This is a genomic window from Bacillus sp. cl95, from assembly GCF_900115925.1.
In the GTDB taxonomy this organism is placed as follows: domain Bacteria; phylum Bacillota; class Bacilli; order Bacillales; family Cytobacillaceae; genus Neobacillus_A.
Genome location: NZ_FOYF01000001.1, coordinates 158,594 through 179,223, shown reverse-complemented (window position 1 = coordinate 179,223; position 20,630 = coordinate 158,594). Strand labels below are relative to the sequence as shown.

Genomic DNA, 20,630 nt, shown 5'->3' with positions numbered 1-20,630 from the left:
TATGCGTAAATTTGTGCTTTATTATGAGTTGATTTTGATTTTAGATTGGCGTTTTGTACCTGCACCTTAGCCTACAAATGGGAATATAATATTATTATTTTGCCGAGGAGGCTTAGGTATGTATAATCAATATGAATGGTATCGCCAAACAAATAAGTTGTTGAATGACATAGAGAAAGCCATAAATGGACAATACAGTGCGATTCAGTGCTATGCAAAATTGGCCCAAATGGCCCCAAATGAAAAAGAACGCAATCAGATTTTGGAAATTCGTAAAGATGAAAAGCGACATTTACGACAATTTAAACTAATCTATCAAAGTTTAACAGGAAAACAAGCTGAACCTAAATTGCTTGAAGGCTGCCCTAACAACTACTTGGATGGGTTAGAATTTGCTTTACTAGATGAGCAGGAAACTGTGGATTTTTATCATGGCATTGCAAGTGAAACAAGCAATTCCTATATCAAAGATGCCTTTACAAGAGCGGCTTCAGATGAGCAAAATCATGCAGTATGGTTCTTATATTTTTTGACGAAACACTGGAAAAAGAAACGATAGAAACCGAAAATATTCAAACTCTCGATATTCTCACAGATGAGTGGTTTTGGACTGACATCAAATGAAAATAAATCGGCAAGGGTAGATCCCTGCCGATTTATTTTACTACTAAAGATTCTTAGAACCAGAATCCTCTTCTACGACATCTGTTGTTTCTGTTTTCGTCTTCAACACCTGCAACGCGGTCATCCTCTAAACAACGGCGTACTGCACGACAAAAATCATCCCCATTAATTGTTCCTTGGAACCTAACGTCACGATTTCTATTTCGATTTCTGTCTGAAACTCCAGCAACATTGTCTCTATTGTTTCTTCTGCGACCCATTTATTTCACTCCTAATCTAGTAATTTTATTTTTACCATGTATTCTATGAATCATAAGGACAAGGTGTACAGGCTATGGTCTATCATTTAAAAAAACGTGAATTATAAAATTGATTATTATAAATTTTCGAAATACTATTGACAATGGAACAATGTCATATTAAATTTAAACCTATATTAAAAAATTTAATTTCATATCGTTTTCTCTTATCAAGAGTGGCGGAGGGACAGGCCCTGCGATGCCCGGCAACCTTTCTAATTGGAAGTGGTGCTAATTCCTGCAAAACGTAACGTTTTGGAAGATGAGAGAGGAGTAGCCACTTATGTGTTGAAACCTCTCTTTCTGGAGAGGTTTTTTGTTTTGTTTTGGGTCTTTTTAAGGGGAGATGGAAGAATTACAAACACACATAAGGGGGAGAAAGAGAATGAGTAAGAATTTTTGGAGGAGTACATTTGTTTCTGCGATTGCTGCAACACTTTTGTTGACAGGTTGTGCATCAGGAGGGGAGTCTAAGCAAACGAATGGAAAAGCACTATCCTCACTTGAAGGAGTGCCTGCACGTTTTACGAAGGATGATCAAGTGAAAATCAAGGTTATCCGTAAAATCGGTGGAGATGATCATACGGCTCAGTTCCTTGCTGGTGCCAAGCAAGAGGGTGAGTCACTCGGATTCAAAGTAGATGTTTTTACGGCAAATGGAGATACAGCTAAATTTCACGATGCCATAAATCAAGCATTGCAACAAGATTATGATGGTTTCGTCATTTCACATGGTGATGATGCTGCCACAGTTGAGGATGTGAAAAAACTTACGGAAGCTGGAAAAAGCGTTGTTACCTTCGACTCAAACGCAGATCTAGCACAGGTGAATGGGGTAACACTGACTTCACAAGATGATGAAGCACTCGCAAAACTTGCGCTCGACCAACTTGTGAAAGACCAAAAAGGCAAAGCAAACATTGTTTATCTTTGGGTTGATGGATTTCCACCGATGGTGAGAAGAAACAAGGTTTATCAAGATACTTTGAAAGCCAATCCTGAAATCAAAGAAGTGGAACGTTTTGGAGTTGCGGCTGCGGATACAAGCACGCAAACACAAAATGCGGTAGCTGCGATGCTTAATAAACATAAGAAAGGCGAAATTGATGCCATTTTCGCCACTTGGGATGCTTTCGCGATTGGAGCAGCACGTGCCATAAAAGAAGCGGGACGTGATGAAATTAAAATTTACGGTATAGATGTTTCAAATGCAGACCTTCAAGAAATTCAAGGGAAAGAGAGTTCTTGGAAGTACACAGCCGCAGTTGATCCAAAATTAATTGGAGCTGTGAACATCAGATTACTAGCAAAAAAATTAGCTGGTGAAGAAACACCTCAAACGTACGATCTTGAAGCTTCACTTGTTTCACAAGAGCAACTTCAAAAATCTAAAGAGCCTGTCAATATGGTAAACCTTTCGAACATCATTGATGGATGGGGGAAATCGGACGCATTTGAAGAAGTGTGGATGAAAACGCTGAAGGAACACTATAAGAAATAAACGGAAGCAGACACTTTCATTCTTCGAGAGTGTCTGCTTTTCAGAGAAAGAATTATACATATGTTGTTAGAAGGAGGAAACATCATGGCAGAAGCAGTTCTCGAAATGAAAGATATCACCATTGAGTTTCCTGGGGTCAAAGCTTTAAATGAGGTGAGCTTTACTGCTCGAACAGGTAAAGTCCATGCTCTGATTGGGGCTAACGGAGCAGGGAAGTCCACCTTAATGAAAGTCCTGTCTGGAGCCCACCATGATTATTCGGGTGAGATTCTATTGAATGGTGTGTACATAAATATCCGTACTCCGAGGGATGCACAAACCCATGGTATTCAAATTGTTTATCAGGAAGTTGACACAGCCATTGTTCCATCCCTCACGGTTGGCGAGAACATTATGCTTAATGAAACCGTACAGGGAATGGAAGGGAGGCAGTGGATAAATTGGAAGCAACTTTATTCAAAAGCCGCAACGCTTCTAGATAACTTAAATATCCGCCTGTCTGTAAAAAAACTAGCGAAGGATCTGACATTAGCCGAAAAGCAACTTGTTCTTATTGCCAAAGCCATATCAACGAATTGTAAATTCTTAATTTTAGACGAGCCGACTGCACCTTTAAGTAATCATGAAACGAGTGAACTTTTTAGAATCATTTCTGACTTGAAGAAAAGAGATGTTGGAATCATCTTTATCTCTCACAGGATGCCTGAAATTTTTGAAATATGTGATGAAATTACCATTATGCGAAATGGAGAATTCATTTTAGAAGAAAAAATTGATCGCATCTATCAGGCAAAAGTAATTGAGCACATGCTAGGTAGACCACTCAAGGAACAATTCCCTAAGCATCATGCCAAAATAGGTGAAACCATTTTGGAAGTGAAAGAGTTAAATGACAGGGAAAAAGTAAGAAATGTAACTTTGCATGTAAAGGCTGGAGAAATTGTTGGACTTGCCGGTTTGGTCGGTGCAGGTAAAACGGAACTATGTAAGACCTTGTTCGGAGATAATCGAAATACTACAGGACAGATTACCCTTCATGGAAGAATAGTCAGGCTCCGAAGCCCGCATGATGCTGTGAAAAGTGGTATCGCCTTGGTGCCTGAGGAAAGACGAAAAGAAGGTATCTTAGTTCATGAAAGCGTCGTATCAAACCTAACCGCAGCCAATCTGAAAAAGTTTACGGGATGGCTTGGATTTGTAAATCGAAAATCTGAAAAAGCGACTGCGAAAGAATATATTAAACGCCTGGGAATCAAAACACCAACAGAAACAGCAAAGGTTCAAAACCTATCTGGTGGAAATCAGCAAAAGGTGGCGATTGGGAAGTGGTTAGTCGCAGATGCGGACGTTTACATTTTTGATGAACCGACTAAAGGGGTTGATGTTGGTGCAAAAAAAGACATTTTTCAACTGATTGCAGAACTTGCTAATCAAGGGAAAGCGGTCCTTTATGCCACATCAGAGCTGTCTGAAATCATGGGGATTTCGGGCAGAGTATATGTTCTTTATGACGGAACAAGTGTCAAAGAATTAGAAACAAGTAAAACATCTGAAGAAGAAATATTATTCTATTCTACTGGAGGGAAATAAAATGGAAGCGAAAGTTCCATATCAGACTCATGTAGCCACTAAAAAACCCTTCGAACTATTTCAGTTTTTTTATAAGTACGGTACGATTATCACTATTGTCGCCCTAATCATCGTTTTCTCAATAGCAAACCCCTCCTTTTTACAGGGAGATAATATCGTCAATATTTTGCGGTCCATATCAATCGTAACGATTATTGCTATTGGAATAACCATTTCTCTTTCTGTTGATGGCTTTGATCTTTCGGCAGGTTCTGTTGCATCCTTATCAAATGCTATCGTAATCTCGATGTTTGTTTGGTTTTCACAAAACACTTTGATTGCTTTGCTATCAGCTATTGCAGCTTCACTAATTGTGGGTGCAATCAATTCCTGGATGATTGTAAAATTGAGGATTCCAGATATGCTGATGACACTTGCAATGATGTTTATTATTCAAGGAAGTGCCTTGACGTATACAAAAGGAGCCACTATTTCCGAGAATATGGTGTTGGCAGATGGAAACTTCTCAACTGGTACAATTAGCCCTTTCTTTGCAAAAATAGGTCAGGTACCATGGATCATCCTGATTATGGGGATTGTTGTCATTAGTGTACATGTGTTTTTAACCTACACCAAGCATGGAAGATACATGTATGTTATCGGGGGAAACAAAGAAGCGGCAAGATTGTCAGGTATTCCTGTTAACCGCTATAAAACGATTGCTTACCTGTTGTCCGCTTTCTTTGCTTCTATTGGAGGAATCGTTCTTGCTTCTCGGGTAATGACGGCTGAAATCAATGCTGGCGCACCTTATTTGATGGATTCAGTTGCCGCAGCATTTATTGGTTTTTCCTTACTTGGTGCAGGTAAGCCAAATGCTTTTGGAACGTTTGTGGGGGCGGTATTAATCGGTATCCTTCAAAATGGCCTTGTGATGATGTCTGTTCCATATTATGCAATGGATATTGTGAAGGGGGCTGTCCTAGCCTTTGCACTTGCCATTACATACTATAATCAAAATCACTAATCTTATAGAATCCTGCAAAAAAAGCCGCTTAGGGATGACCTAAGCGGCTTTTAGCATACACAATTAAAATGAGTTTCTCGTTTCCATTAACTTCTTTTTTCAAGTTCTAGGAGAAGGTTAGAGTTTTCTTGTATGTCACGATAGATACCTTCAATTTCCTTTGAAATAGTGTCTTCACGATTTTTGATGGAAACGAGCATTTTCTCTGCATCTTTTTGTCCATTTGTTATGTTATTCAACGTTGATGCAAGTTCGTCGCTTTCTGTACGAATGGAAAGGATACCGGAAGAAACATCTTGAAGTTCCTCGTTTTGTTGATTCACTTTTTCATCTGCTTTTTGCATCAGTCCATCAAAATCCTTGAATGAAGAAAAGCTTTCTTTAATCTTATGTTCAATCAATTCCAATTGATCAGAAATGCTTTTTGATGCATCTGAGGAGGCAGTAGCGAGTTTTCCGACCTCTTTCGCAACAACAGCAAATCCTTTTCCTTGTTCTCCGGCACGTGCTGCCTCGATAGAAGCATTCAATGCAAGGATTTTGGTTTGCGCTGATATTCCAGAAATGGTTGAACTAATACTGCTCACGACTTGTGTTAAGTTTACCAGTTCCTTTAATAATTCCGAAGTTTCCATCATATGAGATGAAGCTTGTTTATTGTCGTTTCGCATTTCTTCGGAACTCTCTACAATTTTTCCAATCGTATTACTATAATTGTTAATTTTCGATTCCATCAATTCAAAAACAGAAAAAAACTGAGACAATTCCTGTGTGTTTGAGGCAAACACGGTTTCTAATTGCTGAATCGAAGATAAATTTTGATTCACACTTTGCTTAATTGTATTTGTCGACAGATCCACGTCACCTAAAGTGTCTTTCATAGCCTGAACAAATACAGGAAGTTCCTCGTTTGTTTGATGGTATTCTGAAACACCAGATGAAGACTCTTCTGGAAATTCTTCTAAACTACTTAAAATATCATCGATGGCAGGGCGATCAAATTGAGATTCTCCAATATAACTATACGTGATCGCATGCGTTTCATCCAAGATATAAGTACTTGGAATCGCAATACGGAAGCTATCCCATTTGATGGGTACGAAAACTTCATATTCTTTTATAACGATTCTTTTTTCATCAGATAAAATGGGAATCTTAATACCTTCTGCATCAACATAATTTTGAATCGCTTTCATATTTTGACCTGCAATAGCAATCAAATTGACGCCTTTTTCTTGCAGGGTATCATAATAGTCATTCAGCTGGACCAGCTGTTTTCGGCAATTCGGTCACCAAGTACCTCTTAAAAAAGTAATAATGACTGGCTGTTTTGAAAAATCGGATAAACGGATCTTTTGATTATTTGTGGCAGGTAGTTCAAATTCAGGTGCTTTTACTCCAACGGTTAATCCCTTATTAGCCAAGAGAATACCTCCTTTAATGTTCATACATATGTAGTCAAAATCTAAAAAAGACACACAGGTTATATCGGCATGTTCTTCCAATCTGTTAATCGTATGATTCATTGTGTTCATTAGGATGATGGACGAATGCTGAAGGTGTGTTGAAACAGCTTATAAACATAGCAAAGTAGTCCATAACGCTACACCTCATTATTTATAAATGAAAACAATTATCAATAAAGTGTTGTTTAATAGATTGATAATATGTATAATGATAATCGTTATCAATGCAGTGAAATAATTATCGTTTTATGAAGTTGTGTTAAGGGGAGAGTCAAATGACAAATAAACCTTGGAAAGTTATGACTACAGTAGCTCTTGCAGGTGGTTTACTTATATCTGCGGGCTGCACGGATAAAGAGAAAGTTAAAAAAGGAAACGATACTGCGGCAGAAGAGGGAAAAAGCTCTGTGTCAGTTCCAGTAACAGATTATACATTTGATACTGCAGGCAACATGTTTGCATATGCAGAGTTTGAACTATCGGGCGAACCACTTGTAGAAGGTTTGGGACTGGATTTAGATGTTCTTGATCCAAAGAAGGTTAATAAACCAGAGAAATTTGATTACACTGCCGGGATTGAGGCATACGAGTATTCAGAGGAAGGCATGTATGAAGTTGTGGAGAAGTCTGGCTTGGGACTTCATTTGATCAATGGACCTGTTGTTAATGAAATGGCAAAAACAAAGGGCAAGGCAACGGATGTTGTTTTAGGTGAACGCTTTTATGAGTTAGCAGATGCGGTTGGTTATCCAAAGGAAGAGATCTTCCGTAACATGTTCCCGACTTTTATAGAATATGGACAAGGTGACCCACATTATGTTCAAGAGGTGGATACTGAAGAATACGCTTCAAACGATGATGGTACATACATTCCGAATTATCAGGTGAACTTTAAATCACTTCGCTGGGATCGAAATAAAATGGACCACATGTTAACACCAGCAGCATATGGAGGTACTTTCTTAAAGCAGTCACTTTGGGCTGGAGACTTTTTAGGAGGATTCCATACTGTAAAAGAGGAAGAGGAACTCGCTGGTGAGACTGGTAATGATGATAAAGATCCTAACATCAGACTTGGCGTTAGCTCTCCAGATGGAATGCAAGGGATGATCCTTGTTGAAGAAATTTGGAATAAATTAAACTTTATACGCGATGGATTATTTTACAATGCAAACGCTGGAAAGTTGATTAAGGCAGAAAACGGAAGCACATATGATCCTGCAAAAGGTTTAGTGTACTTGCCGCATCAAGTTAAGGTAGAAGAAAATGGTGAGGATTTAGCACCATCTGCCAAATCGCTTCAAATTGCCGATGAGCGAAGTCTTCTCAACGATCAATGGCTGATGCTTTGGCCTGCAGCAGAATTCTATGGAATGACGGACCAACGCAGTGAAAATAAAAATGTATCACCTTCTTTCCAAGCATTGTTTGATGGGAAACCGTATCCTTCTGCCCCTAAAGAAAATGTAGATGCTGATTCAAACAACGATATCTCATCTTCAGACCCATATAGCGTGAACAAAGATGTATTGTTGCATGTTTTCAAAAATTTGGATGCTATGCACTTTAATAAAGAAACAGGTTCCTTTGTTACGGAACACGATGGAAAATCTCAAGGGAAATACATCGATACGTTCCAAGCAGGATATACAGTGGAAGCGTTGAGGATTTTCCAACGTGCCATCGATGGACTCCCGGTTGGTTATGCAAGCGGGGAGGCAGCGGAAGGTCTAAAGACAGTTGAAGGAAAGCGTGCGATTGAGCTGATCAAATCTCAGGCAGATTTCATTATAAATGAGTTGGTGCTTGAAAATGGTTTGGTGGCAAAAGGATACACAGTTGGAAAAGGAGCTGATACTGAGTCAACATTGGAGGCTCAACTTGGAGCGATTCGCGGTTTGACAGCAGCCTATTTAGCAACTGATGATGACAAATATCGTGAAGCAGCCCGCAATATTTTTATTGCGATGGATGATAAGCTTTGGGATAATGAAGCCAATGCCTATAAGACGTACAAGGATGAAATGCAATATACACCTTATACGGCAGGTGGGGTGGCAGCAGTATTTAGAGTGGCAATCCAAAACCTAAGTAATCAAGAGAATGATAAGCAACAGCCAGAGTCATTGGAAGTAGAGTCTATCATTTCTAAATATTCTAGATTCTTTGAAACGGTTATTGATGGTCCGAGTCTTGATCAAGGTATGCAGGCTAGCGAGTTCTGGGATACAGGTGATTTTTATTTTAGCGGTAAAAAATCGGAGAACACCGATAAAGATAACGTTCCACAAATTCAAGCAGGTCATGGTAAGTTTGGAATTGCTCCAGTCCTTGTTCCTGTGGAAGTAAAGAAAAAATAGAAAATTATAAGAGAGGCGTTTGATTTTGAAAAAACTAGCCCTCCTCCTGCTGACGCTCCTTTTTATAGGGGCGTTAGCTGGTTGTACGAAAGAAAGCAATGTCAGTATAGTGAAAAGTTCAATAAAACGAAATGCTGCAGTGAATAGCAATAATATTATCATCAATAAAAAAGGTAGTTTAATATTCACAGCCAATCTTGACGTGAATACTGTTTCAATAATTGATTCTAAATCAGGTAAAGTTAACGCCGAAATCAAGGTTGGTAAAGACCCACGTCAACTGGCTTTAAGTCCTGATGAAAATTACCTTTTTGTCTCTTGTATGCAAGAAAATAGGGTGGATGTCATTTCTGTAGAAGAGAAAAAAGTGATTAAGTCTATCAAAACGAAGATTGAGCCATTTGGGGTCTTAACGAGTCCGGATGGAGAGCTTCTTTATGTTTCAAATTATCGTTCCAGTCTTATTTCTGTCATAGATTTAGTGAAAAATAAGCTAGTTACTGAGATTCCTGTCGGTGAACGGCCAAGGTCCTTGGCAATGACCGCAAATGGAGACAAGTTATACGTCCCACATTATCTTGAGGGTAAAATATCTGTCATAGATACAAAAAAGAATTCTGTAATAAAAACGATTCAGCTTTCCGAATCACAAAACAAGGCTGATCGAAAGAAAAGCCAAGGCATACCGAATACGTTAGAACAAATCGTGATAAGTCCGGATGGGAAAAAAGCATGGATTCCTCATTTGTTAACGAATGTTGATACCCCGATTCACTTTGAGGAAACGATATTTCCAGCGATTTCTGTCATTGACCTCGAAAAAGATGAAGAAATCATTGATGAGAGAAAAGAACTTTTCGAGGAAATGAATGTAACTGATAGTAAAAATAAGACCATCATTGTCTCTAATCCATATGATGTTGTTTTTCATCCGAAAGGTAATAAAGCTTTTGCGATTATGTCCGGGAGTGAAGACCTTGTAGTCTTTGATCTAAATCGCGGTGGTAATGCTACTCAAGTCCTTAGAAGAATAGAAGGGGACAATCCACGTGGAGCCGTTATTTCTCCCGATGGAGAAACCTTATTTGTTCACAATGCGATGAGTCATGATTTAGCAACGATTACGACAGGCGGAAAAAGCTCTTATTCACGTGCAAAAATGAATGGGGAAAATATCAATCTAATAGATAAAGATCCAATGGATCCTCTTGTGAGGGAAGGGAAAACCTTATTCTATTCTGCGAATAGTGACGAATATGCAACAGAAATCACCGGAAACAATTGGATGAGTTGTGCCTCATGTCATGCGGACGGGGATATGAATGGATTATCTCTTTCTACTGCAAAGGGTCCTCGAAACGTTCCGAGTAATGTTGTGACAACAGAAACTGGATTGTTCATGTGGGATGGAAGTCGGGATGATTTTACGGATTATATTTTAACTGTACAAGGAGAAATGGGCGGGATGATGGAATTCGACCCAGGAAAACCTCTACCTAAAGATGTACAGCATATGTATGATGCGTTATTCGCTTATCTTGACAATCCTGAATCTTTCCCGCCACCTAAAAGCCCTTATCGAAACGATATAGGTAAACTAACTGTAGCAGCACAAGAAGGAAAAGAGCTATTTAATGGTAAAGCAGGCTGTATCAGTTGTCACGGTGGGAAGCAGTTTACGGATAGTGGTAAGGCTGTCAATGTAAATGGGAATCTTACTACAGAAAATATTTCCTTTTTGCATAACATTGGCACTTCTAATTCAGCAGATATGGGTTCAAATGGGGATGCTAGATCAAATATGAGCAATCCAAGAGATAATCTTCATTTTGATACGCCAACATTAAGAGGCGTATGGGCAACAGCGCCATATTTCCACGATGGAAGTGCAAAAACGATTGAAGATTCTATTAAACGACACAAGACAAAAGAAGTTTCTACGCTCTCTACTGAAGAAATAGAAAAAATTGCAGAATATGTTCGGTCAATAGAATAATATTTTGATATTCTAAAGGAAGTGCCATTGTGGGCGCTTCCTTTTTTTGGATAAATCACTTAGGAACAAAAAAATAATTGTATTTGAAACTTTTATTCGATGCATCTGTCTCTAATGTATGAAAGGAGGTCAGGCAATGACAAACATACATACAGTGAAAAAAGCAATCAATGGAGATGAAGTGGCCTTTGAAACATTGATAAAAGATGAAAGTGCTAAGTTATACAGGACAGCTTTTCTCTATATGCGCAATAAAGAAGATGCTCTCGACGTTTTGCAGGATACAGTTACAAAAGCATTTGTCTCTATCCATCAATTGAAAAGCCCTGAATTTTTCAGCACTTGGCTGATCAAGATTTTGATTAGAACAGCCTACCATTTGCTTGAGAAAAAGAAGAAATTTGTTTTAACAGGTGATGATCTGCTCAACCAAATGGTAGACATTCAAAGTAAGAAAAGTGAAAGTGAAATCGATTTGTCGGTTGCATTGGCTCAATTAGAGATGCATTATCAAACGGTCATCATCCTTTTCTACTATCACGATCTCTCGATTCGTAAAATTGCGGAAACATTGGGTAAACCTGAGGGAACCATCAAGACATATCTTCGCAGGGCAAAATTAGAAATGAGAAAAGTACTGGAGGGGAAAGAAAACTATGAACAAAGAATGGTTTGATAATGAGTTGTTAGAGATTGAAGTTCCCCAAGTAGAAGTGATGACAGCGATTAAGAAAGGAATTGCGGAAGGCAGAAATGAAAAAGTGAGAATCGCAAGAAAAACAAAAGTGAAAAAAGCGGGAATCATTACAGCAACGGCTGCATCATTACTGCTCGCCTCTGGTTTTATTTTTACACCCATGACAAAGGTTTTGGCAAGCGTCCCATTGATAGGTGCCATCTATGATGATTTTCATTCCCAAGAAGGTAAACAATTGGCCGCGAGCAACTTGGTAACGGAGCTAAATGAAAAGGCTATCAGTAACGGTGTTGCGGTCACCATCACAAGTGCTTACTATGATGGTAACATTATTGGAGTAACATTTAGAGCAGAAGGTGACATTACAAAAAATCATGCACCAGATAACAGCCCAGAATCAGGATATTCGTTTCATATATTTGATGGGAATGAACAAAAGCAGTGGGCTGGTACGAGGGAAAGTTTACAGAAAAAAGATGGTAATTATATTGGTGCTTTTACCCTCGAATACTCCGAAAAGGAATGGCCAACCGCATTTACTTTACCTGTCACTTTTACGAATATGGGTGGGGTTCAAGGAGAGTGGACATTTGATATTCCGATTAAGCAACTGCCAGTCAAAAAAATCCTAACAAATACCGAATCTGTAAGCTCGGATGGTGTCTATGGATTGAAAATGAGCTCTATTCTGATTGGAAAAACGAATACGAGTTTCCACTATGAAGCAACCATGCCTGAATATGATTCTGTCAGTTTAAGAATATTTGACGATCAAGGAAACCAAATTGACGAGAATTTTGCTTCTTCCAAAAAGGCTAACTTCAGCAGCAAGATGATAAATGATGCCAAGTATTTAATGATTTATCCAGAGTTTGATAGAGATGAGTTTCCAACAATCCAAAAACTGAATAGAAACACGTTCAAGGTGGAAAGTGCTAGGTTTGGCTATAACATTAACGTAAATAACGTTAGACAATCTGGAAGCACCGTTTCACTCGATCTTGAAATTGGAAATGTAAATCACGAGCATTTTCGTAAGGACATCGTCAGAAATTTTGCTGAGAACTTTCAATTAGTAAACTCAGATGCAGAAGCTGTAAGAAAAGGGTTAAAAGGTCAGGAGTTTTACACTCAATTGAAAAGTGAATCACTGTTATCGGCTCATTCTGTAAAGAAAGTTGGAGAGTCTGTTTTTAACCTAACATTCAAAATTGAAAATAACGCGGTTTTTGAAGATTACTCTATCATGGTGCCATTCGGAGTATTTAGCATGAATGAAGAAAGCATCAAACTTGAACCGATTAAGATTGAGCTTAAATGACCTCTCACAGAAAAAATATCTAGAACAAATGCCGTTTTCGCACTGATTGTTGCTTTTCGGATGCTATTCTTTTCCAACATTCTTTATTGCATCGGGGCTCTTTTCGCGAAGCTACTGAACCAAGAATTCATAAAAAATCGTAAAAATCCAGGAGCCGATTTTTACTTTAGCTTGTGAAAACAACAAAGTTTACCAAAAGAGCCTAAACAAAAAATAACCCTGGTGATAAAGGGTTATTTTTTGTTGGCATGTGATGCGCTTTTCAGAAAATCTTAAAGTGTACAAACGTTTTGCGGCTTTTTAGGTCTCCTAACAAGTTCGCCACCACAATTCGGACAGACGCTATTTAATTCCTCGTAACAAGGAGTACAAAAAGTACATTCATGGACACAAATATAGGCCACACTATTTTCATCAATAGATGAGTTGCAGCGCTCACATTCTTTCCTCATTTCTAAAGCCATAGAATAATCCCCTTCCAAAAATATTTACAGGAGAAATATACCATTTAATGACGAACACAAAAAGTGACAGTTTTCAAAAAAAATTTGAGGTCAGTTTTGAAAATGACCTTAGTGTTTGTGAAACCGAGCTATCTTTAACGAAATTTAATTGGAATATTTCACTTTATTACATCGTATTTCTATGTATATAATGGAGACAAATATTCCCTTAATTGGTGTTAGAAAGGTGAAGGTTAAATGACTTTTATCATTTTGATGGGCATAGTTATTATCGCGTTTGTAATTTTGAAGAGGGAAAAAATAAGTGAAAGTAGCAATTTTGATATTCCTTTTATTCGTCTTATAAGTAAGCAAACGTGGTTTAGTAATCCGTGGTTATCAGGGATTTTCTTATTCTTTGTAAATGTCGTTTTATTTGGAGCGACTGCACTTCTTCTACTTGTCTTAACTAAGTTTACCGTTCCATTTCTACATATTTTGATTATGGTGGCAGCTGTCGCCATAAGCATATTAGCTTGGAAAACAATTAGCCGATCTTGGCATGGAACTAAGAAAGACCGAATAAAAATGGGGGTAGTAGGAAGTAGTTTTTATTTGTTTCTTACATTATGGATTGCATATGAATGGTTCAATCTAAAACCCAAGTTTCCTGGAGATGACACTTTTATGGCAGCAGTAGGTTTGACGTTTGGTTTCATTGTTACAATTGTTGCTTTTATCACATGCCTTAGTTTTTCGCTCTCTTCTAATAAGTTTACCAATCGATAAAATTTGGGGTTAAAAGGAATGAACGTCTTCTTTTCATAGAATCTCAAACACAAGAGAAAGGAATAAAATCAAAACTTCCTCAAGAAAATAAAAAAGGCTGCAATAGCAGCCTTTTTTGCGTTCTTAAACTGTCTGTAAAGACTGAATTTCTTTTAAAGCTTGATGAAGATTTGCTTTAACTGTGAGTCCTTTTAAGTTTAATCCTAATGTTACCATTGTATGGGCAACCTCTGGACGGATACCGGTCATAATTGTTTGGACTCCCAAAAGGGACAATGCGTTAATAATTTTAAACAATTGATCTGCAACCATGGTATCAATAATCATGACTCCAGATACATCTAAGATAAGAAAATTTAGCTTAAGATTGCCCACTTGCTTCAGCGTTTCATCCATGAGCATACATGCTCTTTCTGTGTCGATATTTCCTATTAAAGGTAAGACACCGACGCCATCCATCAATGGAACTACTGGCACAGACAATTCTAATAAGGCAGTTTTTGCGTTTTCTAGATTCTTTTGGTGGAATTGAACATAGTTAAGACTAAAGCTATAGACAGCCTTGTCCAAAAGCGGGTCAATAATTGAGATAACTTTGAAAATCGTGTCCGTTGACAATTGATGCGCTTCCGCTTCCTTTTGGATAGCCTTCCAAATATATTCGCGATAAAAACTTGCATCCTTCAACGCTTCATCTAATGGAGTTCCAAGTTTAAAAAAGTACTCTCCGGTTTCTTTTCCCCAAGTCATAATTTTTTCGAATGCTTTACTTTGATTATCGTATTCGATTAAAGCTTCACCGAAATAGCCAATGAAATTGGCACGAATATTAATAATTTGGGGCTCAATTTGACTAAATGAACGTCGTTGAGCTTCTGTCATTTGGACTCCAGCTAATCTTTCTGTATGAACCTCGTTTGCAATTTCAAGTTTCTTATTTACAATCATTTGTCCTAAAAGCACCAATTCGTCGTTCATTTCTATTCCTCGCATTCTTTATCTATTTTAAGGATTCATTTATATAGTCATTTTTTTATCAAATGTCTCTTAAAAAAACTATTAAGTAGAAGATATTTTTACATACTCTAATAATGATAACTTAACGTTCGAAATTTGGACAAGTAATATCTATTTCCCGTGGTGGATAATTTAGAAGGGAAATGAAGGTTTTTTACAGTATTTGTAGAAATTCATGAAAATGAACTAGAAATAGGATTGTTTAACATCATTCTAATGGTAGGTTGGAAGCAATAAAGTGAAAGGGAAAGGAGAGTCGGAAATGATCGTAAATGAAACAGAACGGCTTAATTTACGTGTTTTTAGAGATGAGGATTTTGAAGATGCAAAAGAGTTTTGGGGTAATGATGAAGTGATGATGCACTGTAACGGTGCTACGCCACATGATTTATTAATAAGAGCACTTGGAGGATACCGGAAGTGCCATGAAGATAAAGGGCTATCTGTTTATGCTGTTGAAGATAAAGAAACAGGTAAAGTACTTGGTGCTGCAGGTTTCAATATTCCAGAAGGAATTGAAAAGGTCGAGCTTATCTATCACTTTGGTAAGCAGGCATGGGGTAAAGGTTATGCAAAAGAAGCTGCACAAGCTTGTTTGCAGGTTGCCGAAAATCACGGTCAAGTGCGCACCATTTACGCTGCAGCCGATCCAAATAACATTGGGTCACTAAAGATACTAGAGAAAATTGGATTTACTTTTAAGGAAATGAAATGGTTCGATGATACTAACCAAGAAGAACCATATTACGAATACGAAATCAGCTGAGGTTTACAAATGGAAATAAGACTAGCTTCTGAAAAGGATATTGAACAGCTTAATAGGTTCTTTTCGTAAACTTTGTGTGTTTCACACGCAAACTAAAAATCGACTTCTGGATTTTTACGTATTCTTATGAATTCTTGGTTCAGGAACTTCTCGAAAAGAGCCATGAAGCCATAAAAAATGCGGGATGAGAGTAGTATCCGAAAAGCAACAATCAATGCGAAAACAGCCGCTTATTAAAATGCGAGGGGACTTCATATTCTTTTAAAATAATTTCGAGGAGGATAAGTGGATGGATATCTTCTTTATTTTCATAGGCATTAATTTCTTTATCTTATTAGGGTTTTATGCCATTCATATTTTTCTTACGAAAATTAAATGGATCAAGTACCTGTTTGCTGGAGTACAGTTATTGATAGGAATCACAAGTTGGTTATCGGTTTTGCTGACTTTAAATTCCTTGACTATTGCCATCGTCGGCAGTTTTTTCTTAATCAATTCCCTCATATCATTCGTCATTGCATTTTTATTAGATCTTTTTGAAAAAGCGAAACCTCACTGGTTCATCTCGACACACTCCGATGTTTGAATGTGAATGGCTTGTGGAAAAAACTCACTACATACACGAATTGAGGGGTGAGTTTTTACATGATCAAACTTAAATCGAACATTGATGGTAAACAATTTACGCTGTTAAAGTTGAAGGACACATTGGAACCAATGGGATACACAGTCGGAGGCAATTGGGATTATGACCACGGATATTTTGATTATAAAATTGCCGAAACAGAGGGCAATCAATATTTGAGAGTCCCCTTTGTAGCCATTGACGGCGAAGTTGAAGATCCGAATTGCAAAGTGAAGTTAGGAACACCATTTCTGCTCTCACATGAATACGAAGATGAAGTCGATGAAGAAGGCAATGTGGGCAATGTCTCTGCTACATTTAATCAATTCAAAGAACCTAAAGACAAGGATGCTGATTTTCCAACTGAATTTGAAGCGAAAGGCAAGGTACTTGTCGCCAAATTAGAAACTGCACTTGTAAAGTAGAGGCTGTTTTCGTAAATTTTGTTTTTTCGTAAAAATCCCAAAAACCGGATTTTTACCCTTTAATCATTGATTCGTTAACTAAATATAGAGAGTAGCTCTTTTCTAAACGTGAATAAACCTAGCTTCAAACTGAAAATTAGCATGAATATCATTATTAAGGTAACGAAAAGCAATAATGTAATGTTTTAAAAAAGAGCATAAATAAAAAAATCCCTAACTGCTATTTAGTGGTTAGGGATTTTTAAAAAATTGAGAATATGTTTAATTTTAAGGTCTGACTACAGCGAAATATGAGCTTTTATAGTAATTAATTAAAAGCAAAACTTAATAATTTTTAGATTAACACAAACTTTTTGTCGAGGAGCAGCCTCATATAAGCGGTACTTTTCTTTATAGGTCATTTCCCTCTTCATTTCCTCGGCACGAACTTTCATTAAATATTCAGCTTGAATATGATTGAATTCCATCATCGTAATCGCCTCCCTGTTTCTTAATACTAATATACGTTAGGAAGGCATTTGATCTCATTCGTCATTGGAATGAAAATAACTACAACTTTGGTCTGAAATTAAGGTATAGGATATATTGACTAATTTTTCTGACTAATTTAAGCTGATAATAGATATAGGAATAGGGGTGTGGTAGGTGAAACAAATTTATAAAGATTTCTTTTTCCACTTTGATATCATGATTATTTTTATACTTCTTTGCTTAGGGATCGGTTTCATGTTTTTTACTGGCATTACGCTCATAGCAGCTGTACTTTTTCTGGTGGGAATGCTCGGATTTGTACTTAGTGAATATTTTACCCATCGATTCTTATTCCATTTAAAAGCACCAAAAAATCCTTTTTTTCTTAAATTACTTAAACGCCTCCATTATGATCATCACACATATCCAAATGACCTCAAATTATTATTTCTACCGCTTTGGTACAGCATACCTAACTTTTTAATCTTCTCTTCGATTGTTTATCTCATCACTCATAATTTTTTATGGACTGTTTCCTTTGGAATGGGCCTTATGACTATGCTATTTATCTACGAATGGAAGCATTACGTTGCCCATCGGCCTATAAAACCGAAAACAAAATTTGGACAGTGGATTAAGAAGGTTCACATCCTCCATCATTACAAAAATGAAAATTACTGGTTTGGAGTAAGTAATCCATTTACAGATGTGATCTTTGGAACATTTGCAAAAGAAAAAGAAGTTGAAACTAGTCATACCGTAAAAGATCTAGAAAAGAAAGCTAAATAGGTAGAAAAGGATTAGAAGCATGTGAAAAGTGGTAATTCATATGTAGATTCTTAAATTCGAGGAGATGATCATATGGATACAACCAAGAAGACCTATTATGTGAATATGGTGAATGGAGAAGTTATTCCTGAGCCGGCAGGAACAGAAACTCACTTTAGAGTTAATGGAACTGATGAAGAAATAGAGGATCTCATGCAAATGTTCTCTGAAAACTACCAAGCAGATTTAGAGACATTTGGTCGTGCTCATATCCCCTATAAGGAATACCACAAAGACAAAGAAAATGATCATTATGATGCGACCATGGTCAAAATCTATCAGCAAATTTATAACCTAGGAGATGCTGAAGCTCGCGCACATATTAAAGAAATGGGAATCCTAGACGGTACGGCGATGGAAAGTCCGAAAGGGTTCTAATAATGAAAAAGCTGACTCGAAGGGTTGAAGTAGAAACCTTATAAGTCAGCTTTTGTTTTGCACTAATATAGTTGTATCATTTAAATTCCGTCTCCAAGACCTAGGAGTTCACCTTTCCTCAGAGTTAGAAATTTCAACAATATTCATAGAAAATGAAGAGTGCTGGTGGATAAAATCGATAATATCATCTACTATTTTCTGTCTATCATGATCTAGCGAAGCGACATGATAAGAGTTTTCGAGAGTTACGATCCTTTTTTGACATGATTGGATTTCATTGTAAATCATGTCCGTACAAGTAGGCGGGACCACATGATCAATTTTTGACTTTAAGAGAAGAGTGGGACATGAAATGCTAGATAACTTTAATAGTGACTGATCCATAAGTGCTAACAAATTCCTGATTGCGCGAGTAGGAACAGAATCGTATACAATTTCAACGACATTCTCCTGCTTGATATCAGGAACATCTTCTGGAATAAATCTTTTAGAAAAGTCATGCCTAAAACATTCATAGCCTGGAACGGATAATGCGGCATTGATGGTTATTATCCCAGTTAATTTACAACAATTTTCACTAGCAAGAGTGAGTGCGAGTGTTCCACCCATAGATTGACCAATCATAAAAACTTCCAAACATCTGCTTTTTAAAAAATTTACTGCCATTTTGACACTATTTATCCAATCCTTATAATGGCATTTTTCCATTTCATGCGGATCTGTACCATGACCTTCAAGGCGGGGGGCATAGACAGTGAAACCTTGCTCAGAGAGACATTCTCCCAGGTATCGAACGCTTTGTGGGGTACCATTAAAACCATGACAAATTAGGACACCAATTTCGTTACCTTCAAAGAAAAATGCACCAGCACCTTTCATAACGGGATAGTTACTTTTCAATTGTGTTCCCTCCTAAAATAGAAAAACTCTTTCCGCCTTGGTTGCAAAAAGAGTTTTCATCAGTTTATCAACCAAAGCATATGCTTTGCTGGTGGGAGCACCTTGCATATTGCAGGTTGCTGTGAATTCTTCGAGCCAGTTCTCTCATTCACTCTTGATAAATTTTATTTAATTAAAGGTTACTTTTCATTATATTCTTATAAACCGATAGTAACACTTGGAATTTAAAAATGTCAATGTAAAAAAATATTGACAAACTTGTTTTCGTGCTTTAAAGTCATTATCAACCTATAAAAATTACATGATTGCATGAAATCTTATCGAGAGAGGCAGAGGGAATTGGCCCGATGAAGCCTCGGCAGCAGACTCATAATGAGCACTGTGCCAAATCCAACAAGCGTATGCTTGGAAGATAAGAAGAGCCATAAATTTTTTAACACGGCCTCTTCTTTTTGAAGGGGTCTTTTTGTGTAAGTGAACCCATTATTCTGCTATATTTTTCGGAATAATTATTGGGATTTTCCAATAGGCTTAACTAACAAAATAGTTTTCTTATCAAGAGAGGTGGAGGGAATGGCCCCGTGAAGCCTCGGCAACAGACTCTTCAGTGAGCACTGTGCCAATTCCAACAGGAATATTCCTGGGAGATAAGAAGAGTCTGTTTAGATATGCTTCATATTTAAACCCTCTTCTTATGAGAAGAGGGTTTTTATGTGAGGAGGAATAAACAAAATGGCTATGCTTTTACAATTAGTGCAGCTAAGGAAGGAAAAATTGATTGAAATACTGATTAGAAATGGGATTTACAAAACGTCAGATCAAAAACATTTATATGATGCACCATTGCAAGAATTAGAAAAAGAGTACATTAAAATCTTAAATGGAAAAAATTTTTAAAAAAGGTATTTACTTACACCAGTTAACGCGTTAATATAGTAATAAGTAAAAGGAAAACTAAATAAATTATGATTGCTTCTTATCAAGAGAGGTGGAGGGAATGGCCCTGCGAAACCTCGGCAACAGACTCATTATTGAGCACTGTGCCAATTCCAACAAGCTAAGTGCTTGGAAGATAAGTTGAGATCTTATCAATTTGCGTATGCTTGATAAGCCTCTTCTTATTTTTAA

21 protein-coding genes and 5 riboswitches are annotated in these 20,630 nt (G+C 37.3%); of the genes, 15 read left to right on the top strand and 6 right to left on the bottom strand.

Annotated features, from left to right (window positions below; translation table 11 throughout):
- The first annotated feature begins 118 nt into the window (after positions 1–118).
- Positions 119–559, top strand: coding sequence for a ferritin-like domain-containing protein (locus BMZ31_RS00935; RefSeq protein ID WP_090829853.1), 441 nt, complete (start codon positions 119–121; stop codon positions 557–559).
- 118 nt (positions 560–677) lie between these two features.
- Here BMZ31_RS00935 and BMZ31_RS00930 read toward each other — a convergent pair whose 3' ends face one another.
- Positions 678–884 (bottom strand): hypothetical protein, encoded by a 207-nt coding sequence (locus BMZ31_RS00930; protein ID WP_090829852.1) that lies wholly within the window; start codon positions 882–884, stop codon positions 678–680.
- A 203-nt stretch (positions 885–1,087) separates the two neighbouring features.
- Positions 1,088–1,192: riboswitch (SAM riboswitch) on the top strand.
- 116 nt (positions 1,193–1,308) lie between these two features.
- Here BMZ31_RS00930 and BMZ31_RS00925 point away from each other — a divergent pair.
- From BMZ31_RS00925 to BMZ31_RS00915, 3 genes are all read left to right on the top strand, one after another.
- Positions 1,309–2,424 (top strand): sugar ABC transporter substrate-binding protein, encoded by a 1,116-nt coding sequence (locus BMZ31_RS00925; protein WP_090829851.1) that lies wholly within the window; start codon positions 1,309–1,311, stop codon positions 2,422–2,424.
- Between the two features lie 84 nt (positions 2,425–2,508).
- Positions 2,509–4,014 carry a sugar ABC transporter ATP-binding protein gene (locus BMZ31_RS00920; RefSeq protein ID WP_090829850.1) on the top strand — a complete coding sequence of 502 codons (1,506 nt, stop codon included), beginning with the start codon at positions 2,509–2,511 and terminating at the stop codon, positions 4,012–4,014.
- 1 nt (position 4,015) lies between these two features.
- Complete coding sequence (locus tag BMZ31_RS00915; RefSeq protein ID WP_090829849.1) at positions 4,016–5,020, top strand: ABC transporter permease; 1,005 nt, start codon at positions 4,016–4,018, stop codon at positions 5,018–5,020.
- 86 nt (positions 5,021–5,106) lie between these two features.
- On the opposite strand, the gene BMZ31_RS00910 is transcribed toward BMZ31_RS00915, so the two are convergent.
- Positions 5,107–6,468, bottom strand: coding sequence for a methyl-accepting chemotaxis protein (locus BMZ31_RS00910; protein ID WP_254778603.1), 1,362 nt, complete (start codon positions 6,466–6,468; stop codon positions 5,107–5,109).
- A gap of 293 nt (positions 6,469–6,761) precedes the next feature.
- Between BMZ31_RS00910 and BMZ31_RS00900 the strand changes: the two genes are divergently transcribed.
- The 4 genes from BMZ31_RS00900 to BMZ31_RS00885 all read left to right on the top strand — a co-directional run bounded on the left by BMZ31_RS00900 (position 6,762) and on the right by BMZ31_RS00885 (position 12,860).
- Entirely contained in the window at positions 6,762–8,846 is a 2,085-nt protein-coding gene (locus BMZ31_RS00900; protein WP_090829846.1) for a hypothetical protein, read from the top strand.
- Between the two features lie 25 nt (positions 8,847–8,871).
- A complete protein-coding gene (locus BMZ31_RS00895; protein ID WP_090829845.1) occupies positions 8,872–10,842 on the top strand; it encodes a cytochrome D1 domain-containing protein in 1,971 nt (656 codons plus the stop codon).
- Between the two features lie 136 nt (positions 10,843–10,978).
- Complete coding sequence (locus tag BMZ31_RS00890; protein ID WP_254778540.1) at positions 10,979–11,518, top strand: sigma-70 family RNA polymerase sigma factor; 540 nt, start codon at positions 10,979–10,981, stop codon at positions 11,516–11,518.
- Positions 11,499–12,860 carry a DUF4179 domain-containing protein gene (locus tag BMZ31_RS00885; RefSeq protein WP_090829843.1) on the top strand — a complete coding sequence of 454 codons (1,362 nt, stop codon included), beginning with the start codon at positions 11,499–11,501 and terminating at the stop codon, positions 12,858–12,860. Before BMZ31_RS00890 ends, BMZ31_RS00885 begins: the two co-directional genes overlap by 20 nt.
- 272 nt (positions 12,861–13,132) lie before the next feature.
- Here the strand turns inward: BMZ31_RS00885 and BMZ31_RS00880 are convergent, their stop codons facing one another.
- Entirely contained in the window at positions 13,133–13,324 is a 192-nt protein-coding gene (locus tag BMZ31_RS00880) for a DUF1272 domain-containing protein (protein ID WP_090829842.1), read from the bottom strand.
- A gap of 237 nt (positions 13,325–13,561) precedes the next feature.
- On the opposite strand from BMZ31_RS00880, the gene BMZ31_RS00875 reads away from it, so the two are divergent.
- Positions 13,562–14,092, top strand: coding sequence for a hypothetical protein (locus BMZ31_RS00875; RefSeq protein WP_090829841.1), 531 nt, complete (start codon positions 13,562–13,564; stop codon positions 14,090–14,092).
- A gap of 123 nt (positions 14,093–14,215) precedes the next feature.
- Here BMZ31_RS00875 and BMZ31_RS00870 read toward each other — a convergent pair whose 3' ends face one another.
- Positions 14,216–15,085: an STAS domain-containing protein gene (locus BMZ31_RS00870; RefSeq protein ID WP_254778539.1), complete on the bottom strand. Its 870-nt coding sequence runs from the start codon at positions 15,083–15,085 to the stop codon at positions 14,216–14,218.
- Positions 15,086–15,371: 286 nt separating this feature from the next.
- Here BMZ31_RS00870 and BMZ31_RS00865 point away from each other — a divergent pair, with 286 nt between their 5' ends.
- The 3 genes from BMZ31_RS00865 (at position 15,372) to BMZ31_RS00855 (ending at position 16,925) form a co-directional block, all read left to right on the top strand.
- Positions 15,372–15,875 carry a GNAT family N-acetyltransferase gene (locus BMZ31_RS00865; protein ID WP_090829839.1) on the top strand — a complete coding sequence of 168 codons (504 nt, stop codon included), beginning with the start codon at positions 15,372–15,374 and terminating at the stop codon, positions 15,873–15,875.
- Between the two features lie 289 nt (positions 15,876–16,164).
- Positions 16,165–16,461, top strand: a complete 297-nt coding sequence (locus tag BMZ31_RS00860; RefSeq protein ID WP_090829838.1) for a hypothetical protein — start codon at positions 16,165–16,167, stop codon at positions 16,459–16,461.
- A 59-nt stretch (positions 16,462–16,520) separates the two neighbouring features.
- A complete protein-coding gene (locus BMZ31_RS00855) occupies positions 16,521–16,925 on the top strand; it encodes a YugN-like family protein (RefSeq protein ID WP_090829837.1) in 405 nt (134 codons plus the stop codon).
- A gap of 311 nt (positions 16,926–17,236) precedes the next feature.
- Here the strand turns inward: BMZ31_RS00855 and BMZ31_RS20175 are convergent, their stop codons facing one another.
- The gene (locus tag BMZ31_RS20175; protein WP_175477966.1) at positions 17,237–17,395 is read right to left on the bottom strand and encodes a hypothetical protein; all 159 of its coding nucleotides are present in this window, start codon (positions 17,393–17,395) and stop codon (positions 17,237–17,239) included.
- Positions 17,396–17,570: 175 nt separating this feature from the next.
- On the opposite strand from BMZ31_RS20175, the gene BMZ31_RS00850 reads away from it, so the two are divergent.
- The gene (locus BMZ31_RS00850) at positions 17,571–18,185 is read left to right on the top strand and encodes a sterol desaturase family protein (RefSeq protein ID WP_090829836.1); all 615 of its coding nucleotides are present in this window, start codon (positions 17,571–17,573) and stop codon (positions 18,183–18,185) included.
- A 72-nt stretch (positions 18,186–18,257) separates the two neighbouring features.
- Complete coding sequence (locus tag BMZ31_RS00845; RefSeq protein ID WP_090829835.1) at positions 18,258–18,602, top strand: DUF3970 family protein; 345 nt, start codon at positions 18,258–18,260, stop codon at positions 18,600–18,602.
- A gap of 108 nt (positions 18,603–18,710) precedes the next feature.
- Here BMZ31_RS00845 and BMZ31_RS00840 read toward each other — a convergent pair whose 3' ends face one another.
- Positions 18,711–19,502 (bottom strand): alpha/beta hydrolase, encoded by a 792-nt coding sequence (locus tag BMZ31_RS00840; protein ID WP_090829834.1) that lies wholly within the window; start codon positions 19,500–19,502, stop codon positions 18,711–18,713.
- A gap of 61 nt (positions 19,503–19,563) precedes the next feature.
- Positions 19,564–19,666, bottom strand: a riboswitch (SAM riboswitch).
- Positions 19,667–19,816: 150 nt separating this feature from the next.
- Positions 19,817–19,921: riboswitch (SAM riboswitch) on the top strand.
- A 130-nt stretch (positions 19,922–20,051) separates the two neighbouring features.
- Positions 20,052–20,156: riboswitch (SAM riboswitch) on the top strand.
- Positions 20,157–20,240: 84 nt separating this feature from the next.
- On the opposite strand from BMZ31_RS00840, the gene BMZ31_RS00835 reads away from it, so the two are divergent.
- A complete protein-coding gene (locus BMZ31_RS00835) occupies positions 20,241–20,399 on the top strand; it encodes a Fur-regulated basic protein FbpA (RefSeq protein ID WP_254778601.1) in 159 nt (52 codons plus the stop codon).
- 76 nt (positions 20,400–20,475) lie between these two features.
- A riboswitch (SAM riboswitch) is annotated at positions 20,476–20,581 on the top strand.
- Positions 20,582–20,630 lie beyond the last annotated feature (49 nt).

Bases quoted from the DNA above. Each gene is read 5' to 3' on its own strand.
- BMZ31_RS00935 (WP_090829853.1), top strand. From the start codon at position 119: ATGTATAATCAATATGAATGGTATCGCCAAACAAATAAGTTGTTGAAT.
- BMZ31_RS00930 (WP_090829852.1), bottom strand. From the start codon at position 884: ATGGGTCGCAGAAGAAACAATAGAGACAATGTTGCTGGAGTTTCAGAC.
- BMZ31_RS00925 (WP_090829851.1), top strand. From the start codon at position 1,309: ATGAGTAAGAATTTTTGGAGGAGTACATTTGTTTCTGCGATTGCTGCA.
- BMZ31_RS00920 (WP_090829850.1), top strand. From the start codon at position 2,509: ATGGCAGAAGCAGTTCTCGAAATGAAAGATATCACCATTGAGTTTCCT.
- BMZ31_RS00915 (WP_090829849.1), top strand. From the start codon at position 4,016: ATGGAAGCGAAAGTTCCATATCAGACTCATGTAGCCACTAAAAAACCC.
- BMZ31_RS00900 (WP_090829846.1), top strand. From the start codon at position 6,762: ATGACAAATAAACCTTGGAAAGTTATGACTACAGTAGCTCTTGCAGGT.
- BMZ31_RS00890 (WP_254778540.1), top strand. From the start codon at position 10,979: ATGACAAACATACATACAGTGAAAAAAGCAATCAATGGAGATGAAGTG.
- BMZ31_RS00885 (WP_090829843.1), top strand. From the start codon at position 11,499: ATGAACAAAGAATGGTTTGATAATGAGTTGTTAGAGATTGAAGTTCCC.
- BMZ31_RS00880 (WP_090829842.1), bottom strand. From the start codon at position 13,324: ATGGCTTTAGAAATGAGGAAAGAATGTGAGCGCTGCAACTCATCTATT.
- BMZ31_RS00875 (WP_090829841.1), top strand. From the start codon at position 13,562: ATGACTTTTATCATTTTGATGGGCATAGTTATTATCGCGTTTGTAATT.
- BMZ31_RS00870 (WP_254778539.1), bottom strand. From the start codon at position 15,085: ATGCGAGGAATAGAAATGAACGACGAATTGGTGCTTTTAGGACAAATG.
- BMZ31_RS00865 (WP_090829839.1), top strand. From the start codon at position 15,372: ATGATCGTAAATGAAACAGAACGGCTTAATTTACGTGTTTTTAGAGAT.
- BMZ31_RS00860 (WP_090829838.1), top strand. From the start codon at position 16,165: ATGGATATCTTCTTTATTTTCATAGGCATTAATTTCTTTATCTTATTA.
- BMZ31_RS00855 (WP_090829837.1), top strand. From the start codon at position 16,521: ATGATCAAACTTAAATCGAACATTGATGGTAAACAATTTACGCTGTTA.
- BMZ31_RS20175 (WP_175477966.1), bottom strand. From the start codon at position 17,395: ATGATGGAATTCAATCATATTCAAGCTGAATATTTAATGAAAGTTCGT.
- BMZ31_RS00845 (WP_090829835.1), top strand. From the start codon at position 18,258: ATGGATACAACCAAGAAGACCTATTATGTGAATATGGTGAATGGAGAA.
- BMZ31_RS00835 (WP_254778601.1), top strand. From the start codon at position 20,241: ATGCTTTTACAATTAGTGCAGCTAAGGAAGGAAAAATTGATTGAAATA.